Origin of the sequence: Pseudomonas sp. Root569, from assembly GCF_001427465.1 — a bacterium.
GTDB classification, from domain to species: domain Bacteria; phylum Pseudomonadota; class Gammaproteobacteria; order Pseudomonadales; family Pseudomonadaceae; genus Aquipseudomonas; species Aquipseudomonas synxantha.
Genome location: NZ_LMGQ01000005.1, coordinates 42,562 through 56,087 on the forward strand (window position 1 = coordinate 42,562; position 13,526 = coordinate 56,087).

The window sequence follows — 13,526 nt, forward strand, 5'->3', positions numbered from 1 at the left end:
GCTGGATGCCTTGTTGCAACACGCCCAGTTCATCACGACGGGTCACCTGGATGTTGTGGCTCAGGTCGCCGGAAGCGATGCGCTCCACCACGGCCAGGGTGTCCTGGATCGGGCGCGTGATCTGGCGGGTGATGACCCACGCAGCGATGACGCCGACCAGCAGGGCCAGCAAGGTGCTGATCAATTGCAGGCTACGGGCCTGGGTGCTTTCAGCGTCGCGACGTTCCAGTTGGATGTCGTACAGCTTATCGCTGATCGTCACGATATCGGCGCCTTGGGTGGTCATTTCGGCGCGGGCGGTGACGATATTGGCGTTGGCGGCCTTGTAGCTCTGCACGGCACTGCGATAGTCGCCGAGCGCGGTTTCCAGTGCGGTCAATGCGGTTTGCTGGCCAGTACCGAATGCGGCGCTGAGGGTTTTCAAACCAGCGACGGCTTTTTCGATTTGTGCAGCGGCGCGGGCTTCGGTTTCTGCGCTGGGGCTATTGGTATAGCCACGCACTTCATAGCGAGCTTGCTGGAACTCATTCTTGGCTTGGGTCACGGCCGAAAACTGAGTGAAGCGCTCCGGGCTATCGGGCGCTTGCTGCACGCTGGTTTCCAGCGCATTGATTTGCGCATTGGCGATGTCAGCCTTGGCGCCCATGACGTCGCGCGCAGCGTTGCCATTACGGTAGGCCTCGCGCATTTTGTTCAGGGACTGGCGGTAAGCGGTAATGACGGCTTTCTGCTCATTGAGCAGCTTGAGGTTTTCCGGGCTCTTGAAGCTGTCCAGCAGCTTCTGTTGCTGGGCGGCGAAGGCCTCGAGGCTGGTCTGCACGTTCTGCGCCACGGCTTCGTCGCCGTTGGCCAGCATGTATTGCAAGCGCACGATCCGCAGCTTGGTCAACGAGGCGTTGAGCTGGGTGATGTCGCTCATCCAGTTACTACGGTCGATCAGGCCGCCCAGGCTGGTCCAGCCGGTGAGTGCCAGGATCGAGGTGAGGACCAGCACCAGGCCAAAGCCCAGGCCGAGTTTGAGATTGACGCTGATGTTACCGAACCAGCTGTTCATCGAAAGCTCCTTGAAGAGTGATGTCTGTCTGCTGGACGGTGTGTTGTTGTTTGAGCCAGCCAAGATGTGTAGGGCTGTATCGGCGGCAATGGACAATTCTGAAATACTTTTCTTGCCGGGCGACGAAGAGGTGTCATTCGGCTGTACCTGACCTACCACCTGGCGCTCTGATGGCCGGGGGAGGGGGCTGATCATGGGCCGCCCTTGTGTGCTAGTCTGCGGGCCCTTTTAGTTCTGGGCGGCGCGGGAAACCGTGTTGTCCTATAGCGGAGCCTCTTCATGTCCGAAGTTAATCTGTCCACCGACGAAACCCGCGTCAGCTACGGTATCGGCCGTCAGTTGGGCGACCAACTGCGCGACAACCCGCCACCGGGCGTGAGCCTGGACGCGATCCTGGCCGGCCTGACCGACGCGTTCGCGGGCAAGCCAAGCCGTGTTGATCAGGAGCAAATGGCTGCCAGTTTCAAAGTGATCCGCGAAATCATGCAAGCCGAAGCGGCTGCCAAGGCTGAAGCAGCCGCTGGCGCCGGCCTGGCATTCCTGGCTGAAAACGCCAAGCGCGATGGCATCACCACCCTGGCTTCCGGTCTGCAATTTGAAGTGCTGACAGCCGGCACCGGCGCCAAGCCGACCCGTGAAGATCAAGTGCGTACCCACTACCACGGCACCCTGATCGACGGCACTGTGTTCGACAGCTCCTACGAGCGTGGCCAGCCTGCAGAATTCCCGGTTGGCGGCGTGATTGCCGGCTGGACCGAGGCCCTGCAACTGATGAATGCCGGCAGCAAATGGCGTCTGTACGTGCCGAGCGAACTGGCTTACGGCGCTCAAGGCGTTGGCAGCATCCCGCCGCACAGCGTTCTGGTATTCGACGTCGAACTGCTCGACGTTCTGTAAGACCTGTTGCTGATTACCTGTTGGGGCGAACGCGTTCGCCCCAACAGGGATTTGCCAGTTTGTTCATGGATGGAACTTGCCATTCAGATCCGCCGCCGGGCGCAACGCTCGGGCATAGCAGAACAGAAACAGATTCCTTACCACTTCCTTCAGTACTCCAGGCTCACTGGAACTCAGGCCATTGACGTCCAGGTCGCCCTGATCCTGCAGTTCGTTCAGCGCTTCTTCCTCAAGCACCGCACAGACTTCGCCGGTTTCCCGATGCAGGATCCGCAGGTAAGGGTGTGGGCGATCCAGCCAGGCGTCTATCAAATAAGTCATGGTCGTTCTCCTTGATGGGTTTCAATGAGAATAATTCTTATTCGTAGAATAGCAAGTATCTATTGGCGGTTTCCGGTTTTTTTTGTGTGGATATTGTTGTCGATCAATCGAGAGGGCGAAACGCCATCCCGCGGCGGGCGCGGGATGGATGCAGCAGGATCAGACCTTGCGCACGAATTCGGACTTGAGTTTCATCGGGCCGATACCGTCGATCTTGCAGTCGATATCGTGGTCACCGTCGCACAGGCGGATGTTCTTGACCTTGGTGCCGACCTTGACCACCAGAGAGGTGCCCTTGACCTTGAGGTCCTTGATCACGGTGATGGTGTCGCCGTCCTGCAGGACGTTGCCCACAGAGTCTTTCTTCACGGTTTCATCGCCGGCCACTTCGGCCTCGCCAGTGGCGGACCACTCATGGGCGCATTCCGGGCAGACCAGTTGGGTGCCGTCTTCGTAGGTGTATTCGGAATTGCATTTCGGGCAGGGTGGCAACGTGCTCACTAAAGCTCCTTGAGGTTCAGGGATGACTAAAAGTCGCACATTATATAGGGTTTTGTAGCTCGGGCGGGATCTTGAATTGGCAATGGATTCCAAACGTGGGAGGGGGCTTGCTCCCGATGACGGTGTATCAGCCACCTTATATATTGGCCGACATATTGCCATCGGGAGCAAGTCCCCTCCCACATTGTCCTGCGTCTGCTGGTGATTTTAGTGAGTGCGGGCGACCGCAAACTCACTCAGCTCAACCAATGCATCCCGGTATTCACTGGCCGGCAAGGCTTCCAGGCACTGGATCGCACGGGCCACGTAGTCACGCGCCAGTTGCGCGGTGTACTCCAGGGAACCGGACGCTTCCACGGCAGCGCGGATGGCCTCGAGGTCTTCGATCCCACCTTTCTGGATCGCCTTGCGCACCAGGGCGGCCTGTTCCGGCGTGCCTTCGCGCATGGTGTAGATCAGCGGCAAGGTTGGCTTGCCCTCGGCCAGGTCGTCACCGACGTTCTTGCCCAGGGTCTCGGCGTCGCCCTTGTAGTCGAGCAGGTCGTCTACCAGTTGGAACGCCACGCCCAGGTGATCACCAAAAGTGCGCAGGGCTTCTGCCTGTTCTGCGGTGGCGCCACACAGCGCGGCGGCACTGTGGGTGGACGCTTCGAAGAGCATCGCGGTTTTGCCGCGAATCACTTCCATATAGGTTTCTTCGGTGGTGCTGGCGTCGCGGACTTTGGACAGTTGCAACACTTCGCCTTCGGCGATGATGCGCGTGGCCTGTGAAAGGATCTTCATCACCGGCATCGAGCCCAGCTCGACCATCATTTCGAACGAGCGCGAATACAGGAAGTCGCCCACCAGCACGCTCGGCGCGTTGCCCCACATGGCATTGGCGGTCTCGCGACCACGGCGCATGCCGGACATGTCGACCACGTCATCATGCAGCAGGGTGGCGGTGTGCAGGAACTCAATGGTGGCGGCCAACAGGCGCAGGTCATCGCCTTCGCGGCCCAGGGCCTTGCCACACAGCAACACTAATAAAGGACGCAGGCGTTTGCCGCCCGCCGACGTAATGTAGTCGCCAATTTTGGAGACCAGCGGCACGTTAGACGTCAGCTGCTGCTTGATGATGCCGTCGACGGCGCTAAAATCGTCCGCGACCGCGCGGTAGAAAGCTTGGGGTTGCATCAGCGACAGTCGCTCCAGAAGGGTTGCGCGGCATGCTAGGACCCTGACCCCCGGGTGTCAAGGCGCGATAGACGGCCCCTTGCAACACCCATTTACCTTGCGTACAATCGCGCACCCTGAACTTCCTGGGCAGCACCTGCCTTACGCAATTGCATTCGGGACGTCCATCCCATGCAGCCATGCCAGCCAATACCTCTTCTTATAAAGCGCTGGGTGAGCAGGATTATCGGAGAAATACCATGTCGTACGCAGTAATTGTTACTGGTGGCAAGCAATACAAGGTCGCCCCAGGTGAATACCTGAAGATCGAAAAACTGGAAATCGCTACCGGCGAATCCGTTACTTTTGATCGCGTTCTGTTGGTCGCCAATGGCGATGACGTGAACATCGGCGCTCCAGTCGTTGCTGGCGCTACCGTTGTGGCTGAAGTGATCTCCCAAGGTCGTCACGATAAAGTCCGCATCATCAAGTTCCGTCGTCGTAAGCACCACATGAAGCGTATGGGCCACCGCCAGTGGTACACCGAGATCAAAATCACCGGTATTCAGGCTTAATTTCAGCCTAATTCCTCACTAGGAGAATTGACTCATGGCACACAAAAAAGCTGGTGGTAGTACCCGTAACGGTCGCGACTCAGAAGCCAAACGCCTTGGCGTGAAGATGTATGGCGGCCAGAAAATCATTCCGGGCAACATCATCGTGCGTCAGCGCGGCACCCAATTCCACGCCGGTTACGGTGTAGGCATGGGTAAAGATCACACCCTCTTCGCGAAAATCGAAGGCGTGATCAAGTTCGAAGTAAAGGGCGCGTTCAACCGCCGTTACGTGAGCGTTGTCGCAGCTTAATTGCGAGATCGCTGGAAAAGCCCTGTCTTGCGACGGGGCTTTTTCGTTTGTGGAGTGAGTCTCTTGCAAAGCTGTTTGTAATGGGCGAGGGCAGCAGGATTTGCGGTCGTTGCTTGAGGTCGCTGCGCTCATTTTTGCAAGAGTCTTATGTCTTGGTTTCTTAAGCTCGCCCATGCGGCGAGAGGCGTTTTGTTATGAAGTTCGTTGATGAAGTTTCCATCCGAGTAAAAGCAGGCGACGGCGGTAACGGTTGCATGAGTTTCCGTCGCGAAAAATTCATCGAAAATGGTGGCCCTAACGGCGGCGACGGTGGTGACGGCGGTTCCATCTATATGATGGCCGACGAAAACCTCAATACCCTGGTCGACTATCGTTACACCCGGCATTTCGATGCCGAGCGTGGCTCCAACGGCGGCAGCACCGACTGCACCGGTAAAAAAGGTGAAGACCTGGTACTGCGCGTACCGGTGGGCACCACGATCATCGACTCCGCGACCCAGGAAGTGATTGGCGACCTGACCAAGGCCGGCCAGAAGCTGATGGTTGTGCAGGGCGGCTGGCACGGCCTGGGCAACACCCGATTCAAGTCCAGTACCAACCGTGCGCCGCGCCAGACCACGCCGGGCAAGCCGGGCGAGCAGCGTGACCTGAAGCTGGAAATGAAAGTACTCGCCGACGTGGGCCTGCTGGGCCTGCCGAACGCCGGCAAAAGTACCTTTATCCGCTCGGTATCGGCCGCCAAGCCGAAGGTCGCCGACTACCCGTTCACTACCCTGGTGCCAAACCTGGGCGTGGTCAGCGTCGACCGTTGGAAGAGCTTCGTAGTTGCCGATATTCCCGGCCTGATCGAAGGCGCTTCCGATGGCGCAGGCCTGGGGATTCGCTTCCTCAAGCACTTGTCCCGCACCCGTTTGCTGCTGCATCTGGTCGACATGGCGCCGTTGGATGACACCAGTGCTGCGGACGCCGCCGAAGTGATCGTCAGCGAGCTGACCAAGTTCAGCCCGGCTCTGGCCGAGCGTGATCGCTGGCTGGTACTGAACAAGTGCGACCAGATCCTCGAGGAAGAGCACGAAGAACGCGTCAAGGAAATTGTTGATCGCCTGGAGTGGGAAGGTCCGGTCTATGTGATCTCGGCGATTGCCAAAGAAGGCACCGAGCGCCTGACCCGCGACATCATGCGTTACCTGGAAGACCGCGCCGACCGCCTCGCGGCCGACCCGGTATTCAAGGCCGAGCTTGCCGAGCTCGACCAGCAGATCGAAGACGAAGCCCGTGCCCAGTTGCAGGCCCTGGACGACCAGCGTGCCCTGCGCCGCAGCGGCGTGAAGTCGGTCCACGACATCGGCGACGATGACTGGGACGAAGAAGACGTGGATGATGAAGATGGCCCGGAAATCATTTACGTGCGCGACTGATCCGTTGCGATAAACTTGAACGCCGCTCCCAGGAGCGGCGTTTTGGTATCCGGGTATAACGTTATGGGCGGCGCTGGGTCGCGCGGCCCTCACTCTAAGGTTGAAGATGATGCGGAGCAAAGTGACAGGTGCGCAGCGCTGGGTCGTGAAGATCGGAAGTGCGCTGCTGACGGCGGATGGCAAAGGTCTGGATCGCGCAGCCATGGGCGTCTGGGTCGAGCAGATGGTGGCCTTGCATGAAGCAGGCGTCGAGTTGGTGCTGGTTTCGTCCGGGGCCGTTGCTGCCGGAATGAGCCGCCTCGGCTGGACCGCGCGACCCAGCGCGATGCACGAACTGCAAGCTGCCGCCGCTATCGGCCAGATGGGCCTGGTGCAAGCCTGGGAATCCAGCTTTGCCGAGCACGGCCGCCATACCGCGCAAATCCTGCTGACCCACGACGACCTGTCCGACCGCAAGCGCTACCTCAACGCCCGCAGCACTTTGCGCGCTCTGGTGGAGCTCAAGGTCATCCCGGTGATCAACGAGAACGATACGGTGGTCACCGACGAAATCCGCTTCGGCGACAATGACACCCTGGCCGCCCTGGTGGCCAACCTGGTGGAAGCCGACCTGCTGGTGATCCTCACCGATCGCGATGGCATGTTCGACGCCGACCCGCGCAACAACCCCGATGCCCAATTGATCTACGAAGCCCGCGCCGATGACCCGGCACTGGATGCAGTCGCCGGCAGTGTCGGTGGTGCCCTGGGCCGCGGCGGCATGCAGACCAAGCTGCGCGCCGCGCGCCTGGCCGCGCGTTCCGGTGCCCACACCATCATCGTTGGCGGGCGCCTGGAGCGCGTGCTGGACCGTCTCAAGGCCGGTGAGCGCATCGGTACGCTGCTGTCGCCGGAGCGCGGCATGCTCGCGGCGCGCAAGCAGTGGCTGGCCGGGCACCTGCAAACCCGTGGCACCCTGGTGCTGGACGCGGGTGCGGTGTCGGCGTTGTCTCAGGGCAACAAGAGCCTGCTGCCGGTGGGCGTCAAACTGGTGCAGGGCAGCTTCCGCCGTGGCGAGATGGTGGTGTGCGTGGCGCCGGACGGGCGCGAGATCGCCCGTGGCCTGGCCAACTACAGCGCCCTTGAAGCGCAGAAGATTATTGGACAATCGTCTGACGCCATTGTCGGACTCTTGGGCTATATGGCGGAACCGGAACTGGTGCACCGCGATAACCTCATCCTGGTTTAAACGAAGGAATACCTGATGCGCGTAATGAAGGGATTGCTTGGCCTGTTGCTCGCCATGCCACTGCTGGCCTCGGCCGAAGAGATTGCCCAGGTCTCGACAGTGTTCAAGTTTGTCGGCCCCAACGACCGGATCGTGGTCGAGGCGTTTGACGACCCCAAGGTCGATGGCGTGACCTGCTACCTCTCCCGCGCCAAGACCGGCGGCGTCAAAGGCGGCCTGGGCCTGGCCGAAGACCGCGCCGAAGCCTCGATTGCTTGCCGCCAGGTCGGCCCGATCCGCTTCAAGGGCGAGCTCAAGGACGGTGACGAAGTGTTCAAGGAGCGCACCTCCCTTGTATTCAAGACCATGCAGGTGGTGCGTTTTCTCGACAAGAAGCGCAATACCCTGGTGTATCTGGTCTACAGCGACCGTCTGATCGAAGGCAGCCCGCAGAATGCGGTGACGGCGATTCCAATCTTGCCGTGGCCGACCGCTCAGTAACCGGCAAGCGTGTTTCGTCACCGACGTCTATGATTGCAGTCTTGCGGGTTGTAAGCTCCAAGGGCTGCAATGCAAAGAACATGGGATATCTGGAGTTCGTCATGAGTGCTTTCCACGATCTGAAACTCAAAGCCTTGGACGGACAAGAGCTACCGCTGGCGCCCTTTAAGGGCCAGGTTGTGCTGGTGGTCAATGTGGCGTCTAAATGTGGTTTGACCCCGCAATACGCGGCGTTGGAAAACCTCTACCAGCAATACAAAGACCAGGGGTTTTCGGTGCTTGGCTTGCCGTGCAACCAGTTTGCAGGCCAGGAGCCGGGCTCTGAGGAAGAGATCCGCGAGTTCTGCAGCCTGAACTACGGCGTGACCTTTCCTCTGGGCAGCAAGCTCGAGGTGAACGGTCCTGACCGTCACCAGTTGTACCGTCTATTGGCGGGCGAGGGTGCAGAGTTTCCGGGGGATATCACTTGGAACTTCGAGAAGTTCCTGTTGGGTAAAGACGGCCGGGTATTGGCGCGCTTCTCGCCGCGTACCGCTGCGGACGACCCGACAATCGTGCAGGCCATCGAAAAAGCCCTGAGCTGAAACACACCCACTGTAGGAGCGAGCTTGCTCGCGAAGATCGCCAACGGCAACGCGTTTATCCTGACTTAACGCGTGTGCTTGGGTTCTTCGCGAGCAAGCTCGCTTCTACAAGTATTCGGCTACTTTTATCCCCTTAATCACCCAGATCAATAGTGCTATTCGGCACGCTGCACTGCCCATATTATCCGCATCATAAATTTTTTTGCGGTGGAGTGCTGCCATGCCTGTCCAAGCCTTGTTCAAACCGTTCCAGCTCGGTGCATTGCAGCTGTCTACCCGCGTGGTCATGGCCCCGATGACCCGTTCGTTCTCCCCGGGGGGCGTACCCAATTCCAAAGTCATCGAGTACTACCGCCGTCGCGCCGCTGCCGGTGTGGGGCTGATCATCACCGAAGGCACGGTGGTCGGCCACCCGGCATCCAACGGCTATCCCAACGTCCCGCACTTCTATGGTGAGGCGGCGCTGGCTGGCTGGAAGAAAGTGGTGGATGCCGTGCATGCCGAAGGCGGCAAGATCGTCCCACAGCTGTGGCATGTAGGCAGCGTGCGTCGCATCGGCACCGAACCTGACGCCAGTGTGCCGGCCTACGGCCCGATGGAAAAACTCAAGGACGGCAAGGTGGTCGTGCATGGCATGACGGCCCAGGACATCAAGGACGTGGTCAATGCCTTCGCCCAAGCCGCCAAGGACGCCCAGGCCATCGGCATGGACGGTGTGGAAATCCACGGCGCCCACGGTTACCTGGTGGACCAGTTCTTCTGGGAGGGCAGCAACCAGCGCACCGACGAATACGGTGGCAGCCTGATCAACCGTTCGCGCTTTGCCATCGAGCTGATCCAGGCGACCCGCGCCGCAGTGGGCCCGGATTTTCCGATCATCCTGCGTTTCTCCCAATGGAAGCAGCAAGACTACACGGCGCGCCTGGTACAGACCCCGCAAGCATTGGGTGAGTTTCTCAAGCCGTTGTCTGACGCCGGCGTGGATATTTTCCACTGCTCCACCCGCCGTTTCTGGGAGCCCGAATTCGAAGGCTCCGAACTCAACCTGGCCGGTTGGACGCGCCAGCTCACCGGTAAGCCGACGATCACCGTAGGCAGCGTTGGCCTGGATGGCGAGTTCCTGCAGTTTATGGTCAACACCGACAAGGTCGCGCAGCCGGCCAGCCTGGAAAACCTGCTGCAGCGCCTGAACAATGATGAGTTTGACTTGGTGGCGGTGGGCCGTGCGCTGCTGGTCGACCCGGATTGGGCCGTGAAGGTGCGCGAAGGGCGCGAGGGCGACATCTTGCCCTTCAGTCGTGAGGCGTTGACGACGTTGGTATAAGGGCTGGACTCCCTGTGTCGACCACAGGGAGTTTTGCGGCTCTAGTGATTAATACTCTGGACGCTTATTCAGCTCTTTGTGGTGATCAGCCTTGAGCGCATCTTTATGCCCGGGCTGACCATAGGTTGGCGGCTCTGCACGAGATTGATCCAGCCATTGTTGCTGGCGTGTCCATTCCGCGGTTGGCATATTGACGCCATTGCGTACACCCATTCCATAAATTGGCATTGTTAAATATCTCCATTATTTAAAAGGGCCTGCTTGACCGGCAGGTATCAATGGTTGGCGTTTCGCGGCGCAAGGGTTCCCCTTTTAAATACCAGGCAAAACTTGAGTTGCCTGCAGCAGGCTCATCGCGGTTTGCACGTAAATGGCAGGTTGCTCAGCGTACGTAAGGTTGTGTTGGAAGGGCGAAACGCTCCCCGCACACACCACGCAAGTGATGCTCGAATTGCTCGATAATCGCTGCCCAGCCTTGGCGGCTGGCATGTTGGCGAGCATTCAGGCGCATGCGTCGTAAACTCTCCGTATCCTCCAGCAGCCAGTTGGCGGCATCGCAGAACGCATCTTCATCCCCTGGCATCGCCAGCACGCCGTTGTAGCCGTGACGAATGTGCTGGGTAGCGGCTGCCTGGTCGTAGGCCACCACGCCCAGTCCCGAGGCCATGGCTTCCAGTACCACGTTGCCGAAGGTTTCGGTCAGGCTGGGGAACAAGAACACATCGCCGGACGCGTAATGCCGCGCCAGTTCTTCGCCGCGCAAGGCGCCGCAGAAAATCGCTTCGGGCAGTTCCTTTTCCAGCATCGCCCGTTGCGGCCCATCACCGACGATGATCAGTTTCATCTGGCGCATTGGGTAACGGTCCTGCAGCGTCTCGAAGCAGCGTTTCAGCAGGCCCAGGTTCTTTTCCTGCGCAAGCCTTCCTACATGCAGCACCGCGATTTGCTCATTGTTCAACGCCCAGGTTTCGCGCAGCGCATTGTCGCGTTTGGCCGGATGGAACAATTGGCTGTCGACGCCCCGTGACAACATCTCCAGGCGCTCGAAATGTCGACGTTCCAGTTCCAGCCGTTGGCTGGCGCTCGGTACCAGAGTCAGGCTCGAACGGTTATGAAACCAGCGCAGGTAATGGGTGACCATGCGACTGAGCAGGCTCAAGCCATACTGGTTCGAGTACTGCTGGAAGTTGGTGTGAAAACCGCTGACGACGCTGATACCCAGCCGACGCGCTGCTCGCAGGGCCGATAAGCCCAGCGGCCCTTCCGTGGCGATATACAGCACGTCCGGACGTTGGCGGCTCCAGCGCCTGAGCAATTTGTGCATCGACGATTGGCCCCATTGCAGTCCTGGGTAGCCCGGCAATGGCCAGCCGCGACACAGCAGCAATTGGTCGTCACTCGACCGGCTCTGGTCGGCACCCTGGCGAGGGCGTACCAGTTCGACCTGATGGCCACGCAAGCGCAAACCCTCGCACAGACGGCCAAGGGTATTAGCCACCCCGTTGATTTCCGGCGGGAAGGTTTCGGTGATCAGGGTTATGTGAAGCGAGGCTGTCGTCATGACCCACAGTGTCGCCGTGGGCCATGTCGTCATTGTGTCAGCGCGATGATGGATTTATGACTTGGCCACTGTTTGCTGCGTCATCGCCTCGGCGCCTTGCTCGCGCACCCAGAACAACGTCGCCCCGGCGACCGCAGCCGGCATCATCAGCAGATTGACCACCGGCACCAGCAGCACCAGGTAGACGATGCCGCCGAAGCTCATGCTCTGCCAGCGCTTCTGGCGCAGCCAGGCGAGCATTTCGTTCCAGCCCAGCTTGTGGTTGTCGGCCGGGTAGTCGATGTATTGGATCGCCATCATCCACACGCCAAACAGCAACCATAGCGGCGCCGCGATCAGGTTGACCACCGGAATGAACGACAGGATAAAGAGGCCGATAGCCCGTGGCAGGAAGTACCCCAGCTTGCGCATTTCCCGGGCCAGGGTACGTGGAACCATGGCGATCAGCTCACCCCAGCTGAAAGGCGGGAAGTCATCGGTGCCTCGTACCACCACCTCGACTTTCTCGGCGAGGAAGCCGTTGAATGGCGCCGCGATGATATTGGCAAGCATGGTGAAGGTAAAAAACACCATCAGCACCACCAGCACCACAAACAACGGCCACAACAGGTAATTTAAAAAACCTAGCCAACCGGGCAGCGTCGGTATCAAGCTATCGACCCACAGGCTGAACTGATGGCCGGCAAAATAGATCAACCCGACGAACAGCACCAGGTTGATCCCCAGCGGCAATAATACAAACAGGCGCAGGCCGGGGCTCAACACCAGTTTGAGGCCTTCACGCAGGTATTGCGGGCCAGAAAGAACAGGGGCAGGCATGGACAACTCCGAGCAGGATGACGAACGCGCCGACCTTACCGGCTTTGCACAGGATGTGAAAGCGCAGGCACGGAGGCGACATCCACGGTAACAAAGGTGTCGATTAACTCAATCAAGCACATAGAGAGTCGCTATGAGCTGGATTGTTAATGCGTATTTCCTTAATCTTGCCCCCCTCGATACCCTGCACCCATTATTTTTCAGGACCTGGCGAGTCAAAGCCTTCCCCAAGTGCTTCGCGGTCCTTTTTTATTCCAGCCGCTCTGTGGTTCGAGCGGTCGATAGGAGTGAGTCATGTCTGATACCCGTCATTCCCGAGTGATTATTCTCGGATCCGGCCCTGCCGGTTACAGCGCTGCCGTCTACGCTGCCCGGGCCAATCTCAAGCCGCTGCTGATCACCGGCATGCAGGCGGGCGGCCAGTTGACCACCACCACGGAAGTCGACAACTGGCCGGGCGACGTCCACGGCCTGACGGGGCCGGTGCTCATGGAGCGTATGAAAGAGCACGCCGAGCGTTTTGAGACCGAGATCGTCTTCGACCATATCAACAAAGTCGATTTCTCGAAAAAGCCTTACAGCCTGACCGGCGACAGCGGCGTGTACACCTGTGACGCACTGATCATCGCCACCGGTGCCAGCGCACGTTACCTGGGCCTGCCCTCGGAAGAAGCCTTCATGGGCAAGGGCGTTTCTGCCTGCGCCACCTGCGACGGTTTCTTCTACCGCAACAAGCCGGTTGCCGTGGTTGGCGGTGGTAATACCGCCGTGGAAGAGGCACTGTACTTGGCTAACATCGCCAGCACCGTGACCCTGGTCCACCGCCGCGAGACCTTCCGCGCCGAAAAAATCCTGATCGACAAGCTGCACGCCCGTGTCGCTGAAGGCAAGATCATCCTCAAGCTCAACGCCACCCTGGATGAAGTCCTGGGCGACAACATGGGCGTGACCGGTGCTCGCCTGAAAAACAACGATGGCAGCTTCGACGAGCTGAAAGTCGACGGCGTGTTCATCGCTATCGGCCACACCCCGAACACCTCGCTGTTCGAAGGCGTGCTGGAAGCCAAAGACGGCTATCTGGTGGTGCAGGGCGGTCGTGAAGGCAATGCTACCGCGACCAACATCGAAGGGATCTTCGCTGCCGGCGACGTGGCTGACCACGTCTATCGCCAGGCCATTACCTCGGCTGGCGCCGGTTGCATGGCGGCCCTGGATGCCGAGCGTTACCTCGACGGTTTGAAGGACGCTTCGTTCTAAACAACGCTGCAAAAAAATGTGGGAGGGGGCTTGCTCCCGATAGCGGGTTTTCAGCCAAGT

The 13,526-nt window shown here is 59.4% G+C and carries 15 protein-coding genes and 1 pseudogene; 9 read left to right on the plus strand and 7 right to left on the minus strand.

All coding sequences use genetic code 11. The annotated features are described in order from the left end of the window. Window positions 1–37: 37 nt before the first annotated feature. A pseudogene (locus tag ASD70_RS29920) lies at window positions 38–1,249 on the minus strand (methyl-accepting chemotaxis protein); the annotation flags it as partial. Between the two features lie 84 nt (window positions 1,250–1,333). Between ASD70_RS29920 and ASD70_RS06300 the strand changes: the two are divergent. Continuing rightward, window positions 1,334–1,951: an FKBP-type peptidyl-prolyl cis-trans isomerase gene (locus ASD70_RS06300; RefSeq protein ID WP_003194089.1), complete on the plus strand. Its 618-nt coding sequence runs from the start codon at window positions 1,334–1,336 to the stop codon at window positions 1,949–1,951. Between the two features lie 63 nt (window positions 1,952–2,014). Here the strand turns inward: ASD70_RS06300 and ASD70_RS06305 are convergent, their stop codons facing one another. From ASD70_RS06305 to ASD70_RS06315, 3 genes are all read right to left on the minus strand, one after another. After that, window positions 2,015–2,272 (minus strand): PA4570 family protein, encoded by a 258-nt coding sequence (locus ASD70_RS06305; protein WP_046069495.1) that lies wholly within the window; start codon window positions 2,270–2,272, stop codon window positions 2,015–2,017. Window positions 2,273–2,431: 159 nt separating this feature from the next. Continuing rightward, the gene (locus ASD70_RS06310; protein WP_046069494.1) at window positions 2,432–2,773 is read right to left on the minus strand and encodes a zinc ribbon domain-containing protein YjdM; all 342 of its coding nucleotides are present in this window, start codon (window positions 2,771–2,773) and stop codon (window positions 2,432–2,434) included. A 207-nt stretch (window positions 2,774–2,980) separates the two neighbouring features. Beyond that, window positions 2,981–3,949, minus strand: a complete 969-nt coding sequence (locus ASD70_RS06315; protein WP_043046768.1) for a polyprenyl synthetase family protein — start codon at window positions 3,947–3,949, stop codon at window positions 2,981–2,983. A gap of 239 nt (window positions 3,950–4,188) precedes the next feature. Here ASD70_RS06315 and rplU point away from each other — a divergent pair, with 239 nt between their 5' ends. From rplU to ASD70_RS06350, 7 genes are all read left to right on the plus strand, one after another. Continuing rightward, on the plus strand, window positions 4,189–4,503 hold the full coding sequence (gene rplU / locus ASD70_RS06320) for a 50S ribosomal protein L21 (protein WP_003176051.1): 315 nt from the start codon (window positions 4,189–4,191) through the stop codon (window positions 4,501–4,503). Window positions 4,504–4,537: 34 nt separating this feature from the next. Continuing rightward, window positions 4,538–4,795 (plus strand): 50S ribosomal protein L27, encoded by a 258-nt coding sequence (gene rpmA / locus ASD70_RS06325; RefSeq protein ID WP_003176049.1) that lies wholly within the window; start codon window positions 4,538–4,540, stop codon window positions 4,793–4,795. A 194-nt stretch (window positions 4,796–4,989) separates the two neighbouring features. Further along, on the plus strand, window positions 4,990–6,213 hold the full coding sequence (gene cgtA / locus ASD70_RS06330; RefSeq protein WP_005791308.1) for an Obg family GTPase CgtA: 1,224 nt from the start codon (window positions 4,990–4,992) through the stop codon (window positions 6,211–6,213). 109 nt (window positions 6,214–6,322) lie between these two features. Further along, window positions 6,323–7,441 (plus strand): glutamate 5-kinase, encoded by a 1,119-nt coding sequence (proB, locus tag ASD70_RS06335; RefSeq protein ID WP_043046769.1) that lies wholly within the window; start codon window positions 6,323–6,325, stop codon window positions 7,439–7,441. 15 nt (window positions 7,442–7,456) lie between these two features. Next, window positions 7,457–7,921: a CreA family protein gene (locus tag ASD70_RS06340; protein WP_043046770.1), complete on the plus strand. Its 465-nt coding sequence runs from the start codon at window positions 7,457–7,459 to the stop codon at window positions 7,919–7,921. Window positions 7,922–8,022: 101 nt separating this feature from the next. Next, window positions 8,023–8,505 carry a glutathione peroxidase gene (locus ASD70_RS06345; RefSeq protein ID WP_046069493.1) on the plus strand — a complete coding sequence of 161 codons (483 nt, stop codon included), beginning with the start codon at window positions 8,023–8,025 and terminating at the stop codon, window positions 8,503–8,505. Window positions 8,506–8,725: 220 nt separating this feature from the next. Beyond that, window positions 8,726–9,829 carry an NADH:flavin oxidoreductase gene (locus ASD70_RS06350; RefSeq protein ID WP_046069492.1) on the plus strand — a complete coding sequence of 368 codons (1,104 nt, stop codon included), beginning with the start codon at window positions 8,726–8,728 and terminating at the stop codon, window positions 9,827–9,829. 48 nt (window positions 9,830–9,877) lie between these two features. Here the strand turns inward: ASD70_RS06350 and ASD70_RS28195 are convergent, their stop codons facing one another. The 3 genes from ASD70_RS28195 to cysZ form a co-directional block, all read right to left on the minus strand. After that, on the minus strand, window positions 9,878–10,057 hold the full coding sequence (locus tag ASD70_RS28195) for a hypothetical protein (RefSeq protein WP_080944663.1): 180 nt from the start codon (window positions 10,055–10,057) through the stop codon (window positions 9,878–9,880). A 154-nt stretch (window positions 10,058–10,211) separates the two neighbouring features. Continuing rightward, window positions 10,212–11,390 (minus strand): glycosyltransferase family 4 protein, encoded by a 1,179-nt coding sequence (locus tag ASD70_RS06355; protein WP_046069491.1) that lies wholly within the window; start codon window positions 11,388–11,390, stop codon window positions 10,212–10,214. 54 nt (window positions 11,391–11,444) lie between these two features. Beyond that, window positions 11,445–12,209, minus strand: coding sequence for a sulfate transporter CysZ (gene cysZ, locus ASD70_RS06360; protein WP_046069490.1), 765 nt, complete (start codon window positions 12,207–12,209; stop codon window positions 11,445–11,447). A gap of 294 nt (window positions 12,210–12,503) precedes the next feature. On the opposite strand from cysZ, the gene trxB reads away from it, so the two are divergent. After that, on the plus strand, window positions 12,504–13,466 hold the full coding sequence (gene trxB, locus ASD70_RS06365) for a thioredoxin-disulfide reductase (RefSeq protein ID WP_003194076.1): 963 nt from the start codon (window positions 12,504–12,506) through the stop codon (window positions 13,464–13,466). Window positions 13,467–13,526: the final 60 nt, after the last annotated feature.

Coding starts and splice junctions, on each gene's coding strand:
- ASD70_RS28195 (WP_080944663.1), bottom strand. CDS start 10,057: ATGCCAATTTATGGAATGGGTGTACGCAATGGCGTCAATATGCCAACC.
- rpmA (WP_003176049.1), top strand. CDS start 4,538: ATGGCACACAAAAAAGCTGGTGGTAGTACCCGTAACGGTCGCGACTCA.
- ASD70_RS06315 (WP_043046768.1), bottom strand. CDS start 3,949: ATGCAACCCCAAGCTTTCTACCGCGCGGTCGCGGACGATTTTAGCGCC.
- ASD70_RS06345 (WP_046069493.1), top strand. CDS start 8,023: ATGAGTGCTTTCCACGATCTGAAACTCAAAGCCTTGGACGGACAAGAG.
- ASD70_RS06305 (WP_046069495.1), bottom strand. CDS start 2,272: ATGACTTATTTGATAGACGCCTGGCTGGATCGCCCACACCCTTACCTG.
- cgtA (WP_005791308.1), top strand. CDS start 4,990: ATGAAGTTCGTTGATGAAGTTTCCATCCGAGTAAAAGCAGGCGACGGC.
- trxB (WP_003194076.1), top strand. CDS start 12,504: ATGTCTGATACCCGTCATTCCCGAGTGATTATTCTCGGATCCGGCCCT.
- proB (WP_043046769.1), top strand. CDS start 6,323: ATGCGGAGCAAAGTGACAGGTGCGCAGCGCTGGGTCGTGAAGATCGGA.
- rplU (WP_003176051.1), top strand. CDS start 4,189: ATGTCGTACGCAGTAATTGTTACTGGTGGCAAGCAATACAAGGTCGCC.
- ASD70_RS06300 (WP_003194089.1), top strand. CDS start 1,334: ATGTCCGAAGTTAATCTGTCCACCGACGAAACCCGCGTCAGCTACGGT.
- cysZ (WP_046069490.1), bottom strand. CDS start 12,209: ATGCCTGCCCCTGTTCTTTCTGGCCCGCAATACCTGCGTGAAGGCCTC.
- ASD70_RS06350 (WP_046069492.1), top strand. CDS start 8,726: ATGCCTGTCCAAGCCTTGTTCAAACCGTTCCAGCTCGGTGCATTGCAG.
- ASD70_RS06340 (WP_043046770.1), top strand. CDS start 7,457: ATGCGCGTAATGAAGGGATTGCTTGGCCTGTTGCTCGCCATGCCACTG.
- ASD70_RS06355 (WP_046069491.1), bottom strand. CDS start 11,390: ATGACGACAGCCTCGCTTCACATAACCCTGATCACCGAAACCTTCCCG.